General features: G+C 63.6%; 12 protein-coding genes. 8 read left to right on the forward strand and 4 right to left on the reverse strand.

The genetic code is table 11. The annotated features are described in order from the left end of the window. Positions 1 to 4 precede the first annotated feature (4 nt). Genes OCL88_RS07230 through OCL88_RS07240 form a run of 3 tightly spaced genes read left to right on the forward strand, consistent with a single transcriptional unit; the run spans position 5 to position 2,984 of the window. Positions 5 to 1,141: a type III polyketide synthase gene (locus OCL88_RS07230; protein WP_264962048.1), complete on the forward strand. Its 1,137-nt coding sequence runs from the start codon at positions 5 to 7 to the stop codon at positions 1,139 to 1,141. Next, on the forward strand, positions 1,138 to 1,848 hold the full coding sequence (locus OCL88_RS07235) for a class I SAM-dependent methyltransferase (RefSeq protein ID WP_264962049.1): 711 nt from the start codon (positions 1,138 to 1,140) through the stop codon (positions 1,846 to 1,848). Before OCL88_RS07230 ends, OCL88_RS07235 begins: the two co-directional genes overlap by 4 nt. After that, on the forward strand, positions 1,845 to 2,984 hold the full coding sequence (locus OCL88_RS07240) for an FAD-dependent oxidoreductase (protein WP_264962050.1): 1,140 nt from the start codon (positions 1,845 to 1,847) through the stop codon (positions 2,982 to 2,984). Before OCL88_RS07235 ends, OCL88_RS07240 begins: the two co-directional genes overlap by 4 nt. 45 nt (positions 2,985 to 3,029) lie before the next feature. Here the strand turns inward: OCL88_RS07240 and OCL88_RS07245 are convergent, their stop codons facing one another. After that, on the reverse strand, positions 3,030 to 3,443 hold the full coding sequence (locus OCL88_RS07245; protein ID WP_264962051.1) for a nuclear transport factor 2 family protein: 414 nt from the start codon (positions 3,441 to 3,443) through the stop codon (positions 3,030 to 3,032). Between the two features lie 38 nt (positions 3,444 to 3,481). On the opposite strand from OCL88_RS07245, the gene OCL88_RS07250 reads away from it, so the two are divergent. Beyond that, complete coding sequence (locus OCL88_RS07250) at positions 3,482 to 4,204, forward strand: peptide deformylase (protein WP_264962052.1); 723 nt, start codon at positions 3,482 to 3,484, stop codon at positions 4,202 to 4,204. Here the strand turns inward: OCL88_RS07250 and OCL88_RS07255 are convergent. Then, entirely contained in the window at positions 4,201 to 6,252 is a 2,052-nt protein-coding gene (locus tag OCL88_RS07255; RefSeq protein ID WP_264962053.1) for an alpha/beta hydrolase family protein, read from the reverse strand. The genes OCL88_RS07250 and OCL88_RS07255 overlap by 4 nt on opposite strands. 68 nt (positions 6,253 to 6,320) lie before the next feature. On the opposite strand from OCL88_RS07255, the gene OCL88_RS07260 reads away from it, so the two are divergent. From OCL88_RS07260 to OCL88_RS07275, 4 genes are all read left to right on the forward strand, one after another. Continuing rightward, positions 6,321 to 7,175, forward strand: a complete 855-nt coding sequence (locus tag OCL88_RS07260) for a methyltransferase domain-containing protein (RefSeq protein ID WP_264962054.1) — start codon at positions 6,321 to 6,323, stop codon at positions 7,173 to 7,175. Between the two features lie 78 nt (positions 7,176 to 7,253). Next, complete coding sequence (locus OCL88_RS07265) at positions 7,254 to 7,715, forward strand: NfeD family protein (protein ID WP_264962055.1); 462 nt, start codon at positions 7,254 to 7,256, stop codon at positions 7,713 to 7,715. Between the two features lie 82 nt (positions 7,716 to 7,797). Then, on the forward strand, positions 7,798 to 8,772 hold the full coding sequence (locus OCL88_RS07270) for an SPFH domain-containing protein (protein ID WP_264962056.1): 975 nt from the start codon (positions 7,798 to 7,800) through the stop codon (positions 8,770 to 8,772). Positions 8,773 to 9,058: 286 nt separating this feature from the next. Continuing rightward, positions 9,059 to 9,406, forward strand: a complete 348-nt coding sequence (locus tag OCL88_RS07275) for an RNA polymerase-binding protein RbpA (protein ID WP_021470504.1) — start codon at positions 9,059 to 9,061, stop codon at positions 9,404 to 9,406. A gap of 78 nt (positions 9,407 to 9,484) precedes the next feature. On the opposite strand, the gene OCL88_RS07280 is transcribed toward OCL88_RS07275, so the two are convergent. Then, positions 9,485 to 10,228 (reverse strand): polyprenol monophosphomannose synthase, encoded by a 744-nt coding sequence (locus OCL88_RS07280; RefSeq protein WP_021470503.1) that lies wholly within the window; start codon positions 10,226 to 10,228, stop codon positions 9,485 to 9,487. Between the two features lie 141 nt (positions 10,229 to 10,369). Further along, on the reverse strand, positions 10,370 to 12,019 hold the full coding sequence (locus OCL88_RS07285; protein WP_264962057.1) for an amidohydrolase: 1,650 nt from the start codon (positions 12,017 to 12,019) through the stop codon (positions 10,370 to 10,372). Positions 12,020 to 12,070 lie beyond the last annotated feature (51 nt).

Here is a 12,070-nt window from a genome sequence, read left to right on the forward strand (position 1 = left end):
AAGCATGCCGGTATACATGAGGTCCCTGGAAACCGCAGTTCCGCCAACTATCCTCGTCCAGTCCCAAGCCCGCGACGTCTTCGCAGCTCAACCGGGCCTCACGCGCCTCGGGTCGCGTTTGGTCTCCACCTGTTTCGACTCAGCTGCCATTGACACCCGGTACACCGCCGTAGCGGAACTGAGCCTTGACGCACATCCGGAGAATCCGAAGTTTTTCGATCCCGCCAGCAACCGTGTCCTCAGCCCCAGCACCAAGGTGCGGAACGAGATCTTTGCGACCGAAGCGACCAAGCTGTTCATCGAGGCCGGGAAGGCCGCCGTCGCGGGTGCGCCCGGGCTCGGGTTGGAGGACATCACCCACGTCATCACAGTTTCCTGCACGGGCTTCTTCAACCCGGGCCCAGACTACAAAGTGGTCCGCGCCTTGGGCCTCCAGCCTTCTGTCCAGCGCTACCACCTGGGATTCATGGGATGCTACGCCGCCTTCCCGGCCCTGCGCGCCGCCAGGCAGTTCTGCCTCTCGGACCCGGAAGCGGTGGTCCTGGTCATCTGCGCCGAACTTTGTTCATTGCATGTCAGGACTTCCAACGATCCTGACACGATCATGGGTTCTGCGATCTTCGGAGACGGAGCAGCGGCAACGATCGTCACGGCACGGGAGCCCGAAGGGCCGGAACCGGTCATCAGGCTGGACCACTTTGAAACCGTCCTCACGCCTGTAGGCGAAGAAGCCATGGCTTGGAATATCGGTGATGAAGGATTCGAAATGGTCCTCGGCACTTACGTTCCGCACATCATCGAGGAGCACATCACCGGAGCTCTCGAACCGCTGCTGGCCAAGGAACCCGGCCTCCCGGAGAAGCCCTACCGGGACATCACGCACTGGGCCATCCACCCCGGCGGCCGCAGCATTTTGGACAAGGTGGAGTCCAAGCTTGAATTGACTCCCGAGCAGCTCGTGCCTGCCCGCGAAACCTTGCGCGAATACGGCAATATGAGCAGCGCAACAGTCCTCTTCGTGCTCAAGCGCATGCTCAACCGCCGCGCCGCCGAACGGGAAGAACGCATATGCTCCATGGCATTCGGCCCGGGCCTCACCGTGGAGACTGGGCTCTTTACGCTGGTCTCCCCCGACTTGTGAGCCCGTGGGGGCCGCTGCGGGAAAGGGACCCCCACGCCGTCGAGGACATGGATCGCCCTGACTGCGACCTGCAAAGGCTCAACCGAAGCTATGCCCGGTTTCCAGTGGTGAACTATCTGCTCTCGGGCTGGCACCGGACTTATCGGGAGCGGCTCCGGCCGATCCTGGAAACACGCGGTTCGGCCACGGTGCTTGATGTGGGTTGTGGTGGTGGAGATGTTGCCCGCAGCCTGGCCCGTTGGGCCGCGAAGGACGGCTATGAATTGCAGGTGACCGGCATAGACCCGGACGAACGGGCAAACGGTTTCGCAGTCCGGGCACCTGCAGTGAAGGGCGTCAGCTACCGGCGTGCCCATACCTCCGAACTGGTGGCCGAAGGGCTGGCATTCGACGTTGTCCTGTCCAACCACGTGCTTCATCACCTGAATCCGGAGCAACTGGCCGGCATGCTCCGTGATTCCGAAGCGCTGTCCTCCGGCATCGTCCTGCACAATGACCTCAAGCGCAGCAACCTCTCCTATGCACTGTTCGCCGCCGGCTTCTGGCCCCTGGGCCTGGGCTCCTTTATCTGCGGCGACGGGCTGACCTCCATCGCCCGGAGCTACACAGCCCCGGAACTGCGGAACGCAGCGCCGGCCCGCTGGACAGTGGAGGGCAACGGGCCCTGGCACCACTTCCTTGTGTATCGACGGGATGAACCACTGTGACGGCCGGGCCTGATGTGGTGGTGGTTGGCGCCGGCCCCGTCGGATTGTTCACGGGCTTGCTGCTCCTTCAGCGCGGCCGGTCCGTGCGGATCCTTGAACGACGCGTCGGCAGGAGCAACCGTTCCCGGGCCATAGGGATCCATCCGCCGGCCTTGCGGGCACTGGATCGGGCCGGGATTGCGGACTCCCTGGTTGCCGAGGGGGTCCGGATCGATACAGGCCTGGCGTACAGCAGGGGCAAACGTGTTGCCGAGCTGCCCTTCCGCAGCGATCCCGATTTTCCCTTCATCCTGGCAGTTCCGCAGCCCGTAACGGAGCGGACCCTGGAAGAAGCGGTCGCCGCACTGGACCCGGCCGCCGTCGTGCGTGGGGCAAGGGTCGTGGACGCCACGGACGACGTCGGTGGAGTCACCGTTGTTGCGGAGTCGCCGGAAGGCGCCGTGGAAATGCGGGCACGCCTTGTGGTGGCAGCCGATGGTGCCCACTCGTCCTTCCGTGAGCGGCTGCTGCCGTGCCTTCATTCAAAGGGCTATCCGGACAGCTACCTGATGGGCGATTTCGCGGATGATACGGGACACGGCCCCGCAGCAGTCCTGTACCTGGAGCCCGACGGCATCGTCGAATCCTTTCCCTTACCCGGCGGCGTCCGCCGATGGGTGGTGCGTCTGGGGTCCCCGGCCAACTCCCCGACGGCGGATGGCCTGGCAACGCTGGTGGGGGCCAGGACAGGCGTGTTCCCGGATGAAAGTTCCAACAGCATGCTCAGTGCCTTTGACGTGCGGGCGCGCCTGGCTCCCCGCATGGTGCACGGCCGCATTGTCCTCCTGGGCGACGCGGCACATGAGATCAGCCCGATCGGCGGCCAGGGGATGAACCTGGGATGGCTGGATGCAGCCGCTGTGGTGCCACTCATGGACGCCTCAATGTCTGGCCAGGATGTGGGAGGCAGTCTCCGGCTCGTTGAGAAGGATCGGCGTCGTGCCGCGATAAGGGCCTCGCGCCAAGCCGGACTGAACATGGCCTTGGGAAGGCCGCTGCCGCCGGCCGTCATGGCTGCCAGGAATGCGGCTTTTGCCCGCGCCTTGCAGCTCAGACCTGTCACCGAACTTGTGGAGCGCCGCTTCACCATGCGGTAGCGACCGGCCGTGCCCGGGTGTTTGACCTACGACGGCCGCGTTCCGTTACTGCTCCGGCTGCGTGTAGTAGCAGTCGTAGGTGTCCTGGCTGGCGATGCGTCCATCGCGCAGTTCGAACACTGCGGTGCTCCGCGCACGGATCCTTTCACCGGCATCCCAGTGCGGCAGGTCAAGCAGTAGCGTGGCGGACCAGTTCATCTCCAGCACCACACGGTTTCCCTCGGTGGTGCTGCGCACAACCTCGAAGCGTTGGTCGGAGACAATTGATTTACTACTGTCGGCCCCCGACAAAGTCTCCTGCAGCGTTCGCGTGGAACCGTTCTTGGATAAGGCGTGAGGCCACTCCGTCAAGGTGAAGTCCTCGGTGAGAAACGGCTCGATGTCGGCGGAGCCACCGCCTGCTTCGACTGTCCGCACGAAGCCCAGTACTACATCCAAAGGGTTGGTATCGCTGCTCATCGTCACGAGCCTATCCCACGTGCCCGTAAGCTCGACCCATGACCCATCTTTCCGATTCGGGTGCAACAGCCCCTGCCACAGATTTCACTCCTGTCCGGATCAGGGACGCCGTCCGCCGCATTCTGGACGCTGAGGCCATGCCACCAATCGTCCAGGCCGGCCACCCCGTTCTCCGGCAGCAGGCAGCTCCTTTCGATGACCAGCTCGACGCCGCCGAACTTGGAGCTTTCATTGCCAGGATGCGTGAGGTCATGCACGCTGCGCCCGGTGTGGGACTTGCTGCGCCGCAACTCGGTGTTCCCCTGAGGGTGGCTGTTCTGGAGGACCAATACACCATCGACCCGGCGTCGTCCGCTGCCCGGGACAGGGAGCCGCTCGAGTTCCTTGCTGTACTGAACCCCCGCTATCGGCCCGTGGGGACGGAGACGGCTTCCTTTTATGAAGGGTGTTTGTCCGTCAGCGGGTACCAAGCCGTCGTCTCCAGGCACAAGCAGATCGAATTCACGTACCTGACACCGGAAGGGCAGCCGAACCGACAACTGCTCTCCGGCTGGCAGGCCAGGATCGCCCAGCATGAAACGGACCATCTGGACGGAACGTTGTACCTTGATCGGGCAGAGTTGCGTTCCCTGTCCAGTAACGCCGAGCACTCGGCGCGTTGGGCGCAGCCGGGCATCGATGAAGCCAGGCATACCTTGGGGTTCCTGCCGGACCAGAACAACGGAACCCATGCTCCGTCGGCCCGGCGGTCAGGGTCTTAGCGGCCAGAGACGATGTGGCGGTCCGGGCCGCTTTCCGGAGAAGGACCGTTCTTCGGGGCGGGAAGGTACCGCGCCCACCACGCGAGGATGTGGTCAAACCGTTGCCTGCGGTGGTGCGGCGTTCCGGACCGCGAGAGCTCGTGGTCCTCGCCGGGGAAGACCAGGAGCTGCGTCTCAACCCCTTGAGCCTGAAGTTTGGCGAAATACCGCTGCCCCTGTTCCAACGGGCAGCGGAGGTCGTTTTCGCTGTGGATGACCATGACGGGAGTTCTCACCTTCCCGACCACCGCCATGGGGCTTTGGGCAATCAACTGTTCTTCAGAGGTGCCCAAGTACTCCTGGCTGAAGTACCAACCTATGTCCGCCGAACCGGTAAAGCTCACTGGGTCCAGAAAACCGCGCTCCACGATCGCGCCCTTGAAGCGGTGGTCGTGCGCGATGGTCCATGCCGTGAGGTAACCGCCGTAGGATCCGCCCATGATGCCCAGGCGTTCGGCATCCAAAGCTGGAAATTCCTTTGTTGCTGCGTCCACGAAGGCCAGGACGTCCTGCATGTCCAGGCTGCCCATGTGCGCGCGGATGGCTCGTCCGTGCGTCTGGCCGTAGCCTGCGGAGCCTCGTGGGTTGCACATCACTACCGCGTAACCCGCGGCCGCATACACTTGGGCCTCATCGAAGAATGCGCCCGTGTACTGGGCGAAGGGTCCGCCGTGAATGTTCAGCAAGACGGGATGGGGTCCCGGACCGTCAGGGAGTACCACCCAACCTTGCACGGGATAACCGTCAGACGAGGTTGCCTCCACTTCCAGGGGCTCGGACAGTCGGGAGTTGTTGCGCAGTTCCGCCGAGAAGTCTGTCAGGAGACGCAACTCGTCCCGTTCCAGGGATGCCACGTCTCCAGCGGTAGACGCATCCGTGAAGGTGAGGGCGATTTCTCCGTTGGCGGCCATTGTTGCGCCAAGCACTACCCTCGCCCCGTGTACGAGGGGTTCGATGGGGCCGTCGGCCGGGACCCTGAGCAGTTCGACGGATCCGAGCGCCGTGTTCAGGACCAGGACGCTCTCTGCGCCTCCCTGCTCCAGCGGGCCGGAGACATCCAAATATTCCGTGTCCGTAAGCGCACGTGCCTCTCCCCCGTCGGTCGGCATGACGTACAGGACTGAGTTGCGGGCTACGAAATCCAGGCCCGTTTCGCCCAGGTCCTGCGCGGTGAAGAAGATCCATTGACCGTTCATCGAAGGCTTGATCGCCGTGACAGTCCGTTTGGTTCCGTCTGCCGGCAATACCGGCTGCGGCTCCCCTCCCGCGGCGTTCAGGCGATAAACGGAGCGGACCAGATCGTCGTCGCGCCCCTCGTGCAATGACGCAACGAAATAGATGGACTCGCCGTGCGCCGAAAAGCACGGTGAGTCGTGATCGGCGTCCCCGAAGGTGAGCTGCTTGGAATAGGGAACGCCGGTGAACGTTCCCGGCGCCAACTCACGGGCAGCGCGCCCTGTCGGTAGGACTGCAGGCTCACCCCCAAGTTCCGGTACTTCCACCAGGAACAAGTGCTTCCGATGGTCGGCAAGGTAGCCGATGCCGTTGAGCCTGTATTGCTTGGCGCGGATAAGCCGTGCGTCCTCACGTCCGGAGGTGACGCCGTCGACCGTTCCGTAGCGTCCCGCTTCCGGGACCCGGGCGGTGTAAACCACCCTGTGTGAATCCGGCGCCCAGGTGAAACTTTCGACGCCGGAGTGGACGTCGGTGATGCGCTGCGGTTCACCGCCGGCCGACTCCACGACGAAGAGCTGTGGTTTGCCGTCCGGTTCGCGCCGAAGGAACGCCAGGACGAGGCCGTCCGGGGAGAAAGCGGGCGCCGTGTCATGGAATCCCCGCGTAATGCGTCGCGGGTGTTTTGTGGTGTCCAGCGGAACCGTCCACAACTGTCCAACGTAGGCGTCGCCGTCGAAATCGGGCCTGGTGACTGACACCACGGCCCTTGACCCGTCCGGGTGGATCGCGGGGGCGGAGACGGAGTTCACCAAGGGCAGCTGTTCGGGTTTCACGTTGGTGAGCCTAGCCGTCCCCCGTCGCGGGCGCGGGCCGGACACTCCGTCCCCGTAGGATTGAACCCATGCTTGAGGATGCCATCGCTGTGCTTCGTTGCCCTGTGTGCGGGGCGGGCTTCCAAACGGGCGTTGGGCAGGTGCGGGGTTTGCTCTGCGCCTCCGGCCACGCTTTCGACGCCGCCAAGCAGGGTTACTTCAACCTCCTGACCGGCAAAGGCACGGTGTTTGAAGCCGACACTGCGGACATGGTTTCCGCCCGGCAGCGCTTCCTTGACGGCGGGCACTATGCGCCACTTTCCGACGCCGTGGCTGAACTTGCAGCACAGTTCCTCGATCGCCCCGAGGCGCTGGTGCTCGATGCGGGTACCGGTACCGGGCACTACCTGCATGCTGTCCTTCAGAAACGGTCAGTGGACGCCATTGGCTTGGACATCTCCAAGTTCGCCCTCAGGCGTGCTGCCCGGGTGAACCCTCAGGTGGCAAACATCGTCTGGGATATTTGGCGGCCGCTTCCTGTGGCTGATGCTTCCGTGGACGTTGTCCTCGTGGTCTTTGCTCCGCGCAATGCTGCCGAGTTCGCCCGCGTTCTCCGCCCGGGCGGACGGTTGGTCATTGTCACTCCGCGCCAAGGCCACCTTGCCGAAGCTGCCGCGCGTACGGGCATGCTCTCCATCCAGCAGGACAAAGAGGAACGGCTCGCCGGCTCGCTGGGCGGACACTTCAGCCTGGAACAATCCGGGGACCTGGACGTGCCGCTCACTCTGGACCCCGGTGCGTTGGCAGACCTTGCCTTCATGGGTCCGGCGGGACACCACCGCGACGCCGCGGAGCTTGCCGAACAAGCGCGCACAGGCGGGCCGCTATCCACCACCGCGAAGTTCAGCATCAGCGTCTTCACTTTGGCCGACATGCCGTCCTGACGTGGGCCTCCAGCTCGGGCTAGGATGGAATAACAGCGACTGATTCCGTCTTCGGAGTCCGGGACCAAGGGGGAACCGATGTTCGAATGGCTCGGCGAGAATTGGTGGGCATTGTGGCTCACCGTCTTCCTCGCTTTCGCAGTGGTGGAGATGCTCACCCTCGACCTCTTCTTCATCATGCTGGGCGGCGGCGCGCTTGCCGGCCTGATCGCCGAGTTCGCCGGTGCCGATTTCTGGCTGCAGATCGTTATTTTCAGCGTCGTTTCCCTGCTGATGATCGCCTTCGTCCGCCCCGTTGCGCTGAAGCACCTCCGTAAAGGGCCCGCAGAACAACGGACCAACATTGACCGCCTGATTGGACAGTCCGCCGTCGTCATCGAAGCCGTCAACGGAACCAGCGGTTTGGTCAAGATCGGGGGCGACGTGTGGACTGCCCGCAGCACTTCGGGAACGCTCGACGCCGGCGCCACAGTTCAGGTGACCAGGATCGACGGCGCGACGGCGGTAGTGGCCTCCACTGCCGGAGACAGCCCGCACTGACTACGCACTTTTGCCGACGGGCGGCCGTTGCCTGCCCCTCGTCGCCGCACCAAACCACTCAATTGGGGAATGAAGGAGATGTATGGACGGCCTAGGAGGAACAGCGGCAGCAATTGTGCTGATTGTTCTCGTTATTTTTGTCATCATCGTGTTGGTCCGTTCGGTCAGGATCATCCCGCAAGCCCGCGCCGGCGTCGTTGAAAGACTCGGCAAGTACCAGCGGACGCTCAACCCGGGACTCACCATCCTGATTCCTTTTGTCGACCGGCTCCTGCCGTTGCTCGACCTCCGCGAACAAGTGGTCTCCTTCCCGCCGCAGCCGGTCATCACCGAAGACAACCTCGTGGTCTCCATCGACACCGTGGTCTATTTCCAGGTGACGGACCCTCGGGCTGCCACGTACGAGATCGCCAATTACATCCAGGCCGTGGAACAGCTCACCACCACAACGCTCCGTAACGTCGTGGGCGGGCTGAACCTTGAAGAAGCCCTGACTTCCCGTGACCAGATCAACGGTCAACTCCGCGGAGTACTGGACGAAGCGACGGGCCGCTGGGGCATCCGGGTCTCACGGGTTGAGCTGAAGGCCATCGATCCGCCCCACTCCATCCAGGATTCGATGGAGAAGCAGATGCGGGCCGAACGTGACCGTCGCGCCGCGATCCTCACTGCGGAAGGCACCAAGCAGTCCCAGATCCTGACAGCCGAGGGTCAACGGCAGGCAGCAATCCTTGCGGCCGAAGGTGACGCCAAAGCGGCCATCCTGCGCGCCGACGGTGAAGCCCAAGCCATCCAGAAGGTCTTTGACGCCATTCACAAGGGAAACCCGGACCAGAAACTCCTGGCCTACCAGTACCTGCAGACCCTCCCGAAGCTGGCAGAGGGTACGTCCAACAAACTGTGGATCATTCCCAGCGAAGTGGGCGAGGCCCTCAAGGGCATCGGAGGCGCACTGGGTGGGGCCAACGGAGACTCCCCCGTCCAGGGGCTCTTCGGCGGTTCGGGTGCAGTTTCCAGCCAGCCGGAAACTGCTGAGCAGGGACGGCCTGCCGAGTAGCAGCTGAAGAAAGGGGGCAGCCGGTCATCGCGCCGGCTGCTCCCTTTTTTCTGCGCTCTGTTCGTTTCTGCGCTGTGTTCTTTTCGGCCCTGTGTTCGGGCAGCCTCCCAGCGCGGCGTATAATGAGATCTTTGTCCGGCTGTTCAGCGCGGATGGAACATAAAAGCTTGGCCAGGCGTTGCAATATGTGATGCAAGGTGTGCAGAAGTAGTCCGCAGGCGAACGATGTGCCGACCTGCGGCTAGCGCGGGGTTGATGGCCCTGCGAACAGACAGAGGGAGTAATCATGAGCGATCGCAGCTTGCGGGGCATGCGTCTTGGCGCCCAAAGCATGGAAACCGAATCCGGTGTAGAACCGGCACCGCGCCAGCGGGTCGAGTACCGTTGCGAGGATGGCGAGCAGGTCTTCGTGACTTTCTCCGCCGAGGCCGAGATTCCCCCTGTTTGGGTTTCCAAGACCGGCAAGGAAGCGTTGCTGGTGGACGGCGAACGTCCTGTCGATGCGAACGAGAAAGCCGTGCGTACCCACTGGGACATGTTGCTGGAACGCCGCAGCCTTCCTGAGCTGGAGCAGATTCTCGAGGATCGTTTGAACATCCTCCGCGAACGCCGCGGCGAGCGTCGTTCGGCGTAACCGAAGCCCACAGCGAAAAGTCCGGGTCTGGTTCCTTTCGGAACCGGACCCGGACTTTTTGGTATCGGAGACTTCCGCCTACTTGGTGACGCCGGCTTTCTTTCCGGTGAGTTTCGCCCAGCGGGCAGCGAGGCCCCACTTGGTGACGTTGATCATGGCTTCCACCACGATGTTTCCGCTCATCTTCGAGGCGCCCAATTCACGCTCAACGAACGTAATGGGGCGCTCCTCAATGCGCAGGCCCAGCTTGGCCACACGCCACGCAAGGTCAACCTGGAAGCCATAGCCGACCGACTCGACTTCATCCAGCTTCAGTGCCTCCAAGGTGGTCCGGCGGAAGGCCCGGTAGCCCCCGGTCACGTCCTTGATCTTCACTCCGAGCATGAGTCGGGCGTAGGTGCTGCCGATCCGCGAAATCGCCTGCCTGTACAGCGGCCAGTTGACGACGCTGCCGCCGGGAACCCACCGTGAACCCATGGCGAGGTCGGCGCCGTCCTTGACAGCATCCAACAGCAACGGCAACTGCTCAGGCTTATGGGAACCGTCGGCATCCATTTCCACCAAGACGTCATAACCAGCCGCGAGGCCCCACTTGAAACCGGCGATGTAGGCAGCGCCCAGGCCTTCCTTGCCCTTGCGGTGCAGGACATGGACCTGGCTGTCCTCGGCGGCGATGCCGTCCGCGAGTTGCCCCGTTCCGTCCGGGCTGTTGTCGTCCACCACGAGGACGTCGGATTCCGGAACTGCTGCACGCAGGCGGCCCAGTGTCTTCGGGAGCGATTCCAGCTCGTTGTAGGTAGGGATGATCGTCAGGACACGCAAGAAGAGGCCTTTCCTTGATGGAGCGGTCGGTGTGCCGGACCAGCGTAGGTGCTGGCGTTCTGGCGCAACTCTCCATTATAGGGTGACGGTTCTGAAGCTCCCTGTCTTTGTGGCGCCGCGCACATCACGGCACAGGGAGAGTCAGGCACGAAGGGACTCGTGGGCAAAGAGTTCCAGGCCCTCCCGCACCGTCTGGAGACACACAGGATCGGTGCCCGTATCCAGTGCGGGAAGCAAGGGAGTACGTGCCCTCGGATCGGTGCTCCATGACTGCACGCGGGTGTCCGCTACCTGAACCATGAGCTCCTCCACCTCCCATACCGCGAAGCTCGCGGGGGCGCCCGGGAGCAGTTGCCCCATGAGCGGATTCCGGTGCTTGGCGGCACGCCAGCCCGCGCGGGTATGCCCCAGGAAGGCTGCCCTGGCCGAGATCCGCTGTTCCGGGTTGCTGTGTTCCAGGCAGGCGCGGATGCTTGACCACGGGCGGAGCGGGGTTACCGGGCTGTCGCTGCCGAAGGCGATGGGTACCCCGTTGGCATAGAAGGAGGCGAAGGGGTTCATTGCCCGGCTGCGTCCACCCAGCCGCTGTTCGTACAGCCCGCCTTGCTTGCCCCAGGCGGCATCGAAGCCAGGCTGAACGCTGACGGTAACGGAGTGCTTGGCGAGGCGTTCAATGGCGGCCGCATCTGCGAGTTCCACGTGTTCCAGGCGGTGGCCGGCTGCCCTGACGCGCTGCTCGCCGACCTCTGACGCGGCTGCATCCAAGGCATCCAGCACGGCGGCCAGTCCGGCATCACCAATGACATGGAATCCGCCTTGGATTCCCAACAATGAGCAAGCGGCAAGGTGTTGGGCGGCTTCTTCCACGGAAAGGTAGAGGTTTCCGCTGTTGCCTTCGGCGTCGGAGTAGTCAGCGCTCAAAGCCGCGGTCCGCGAACCAAGGGAGCCGTCCATGTTCAAGTCCCCGGCGAGGCCAAGCACCTCGGTGCCCAGGCTGTCCAGGATCTGCCGCCCCTCTTCAGCTGAGGTGGCCAGCTCACCCCAGTACGGCAGAACAAGGGGATGTACGCCGGAGGCGTTCCATGACGCTGCAAGCCTAAGGTCTTCCGGGCCGCAGATGTGGGGTGCGGCCATCTCCGCCAGCGCGACGTAGCCGTTCTTCGCGGCCTCTGCCAGGGCCTTTTCCTGGTAGGTCCGGCGGGTGGCGTCATCGAATGTCCGCGCGTGGATCCTTGCAGCTGCGTGGGCCGTCCGCAGGACGTGTGCAGTGCCCTGGAAACCGTCGAGTCCGCGCAGTCCTGCCGCCTCTGCGAGGGAAGAGGACACCAATGCTGAGTGCACATCGATCCGGGACAAGTAGACGGACCTGCCACCCGATGCCCTGTCCAGTTCCTCGAGGGTGGGCAGGCTTCGTTCACCCCAGGTTGACTCATCCCAGCCATGTCCCAGGACCGGGCCGGTCCCGGGGGCCGCAGCGACCGCATCCAGGAGTTCCCGCGCTGAGCGCACCGAATCGAGCGCGAGCCCCTCGAGCGCAATTCCCGTCTCGGTCAAGTGCACGTGCGAGTCCACGAATCCCGGGGCGAGCAGCGCTCCGTGGAGGTCTATGATCTCCATGCTTGCATCGGCGATGGACGTCGCGGCCTGCTCTGAACCAACCCAGGCAACCGTGTCTCCATCCACCACCATGGCGGTGGCAAAGGGGTCGGCCGCCGTGTAGATGGAACCGTTGCGGTATAGGGTGACCTTGCGGTCGGGTGTGTTGCCGGCGGGCACGCCAAGCTGGTTCATTCGCTAAGCTCCTTGCTGTTCTGGCATTGCAGAGTTTTCTGGCACTGCAGG

The organism is Paenarthrobacter sp. PAE-2 (assembly GCF_026013155.1).
In the GTDB taxonomy this organism is placed as follows: Bacteria; Actinomycetota; Actinomycetes; order Actinomycetales; family Micrococcaceae; genus Arthrobacter; species Arthrobacter ureafaciens.

Bases quoted from the DNA above. Each gene is read 5' to 3' on its own strand.
- OCL88_RS07260 (WP_264962054.1), top strand. From the start codon at position 6,321: ATGCTTGAGGATGCCATCGCTGTGCTTCGTTGCCCTGTGTGCGGGGCG.
- OCL88_RS07275 (WP_021470504.1), top strand. From the start codon at position 9,059: ATGAGCGATCGCAGCTTGCGGGGCATGCGTCTTGGCGCCCAAAGCATG.
- OCL88_RS07285 (WP_264962057.1), bottom strand. From the start codon at position 12,019: ATGAACCAGCTTGGCGTGCCCGCCGGCAACACACCCGACCGCAAGGTC.
- OCL88_RS07265 (WP_264962055.1), top strand. From the start codon at position 7,254: ATGTTCGAATGGCTCGGCGAGAATTGGTGGGCATTGTGGCTCACCGTC.
- OCL88_RS07230 (WP_264962048.1), top strand. From the start codon at position 5: ATGCCGGTATACATGAGGTCCCTGGAAACCGCAGTTCCGCCAACTATC.
- OCL88_RS07250 (WP_264962052.1), top strand. From the start codon at position 3,482: ATGACCCATCTTTCCGATTCGGGTGCAACAGCCCCTGCCACAGATTTC.
- OCL88_RS07270 (WP_264962056.1), top strand. From the start codon at position 7,798: ATGGACGGCCTAGGAGGAACAGCGGCAGCAATTGTGCTGATTGTTCTC.
- OCL88_RS07245 (WP_264962051.1), bottom strand. From the start codon at position 3,443: ATGAGCAGCGATACCAACCCTTTGGATGTAGTACTGGGCTTCGTGCGG.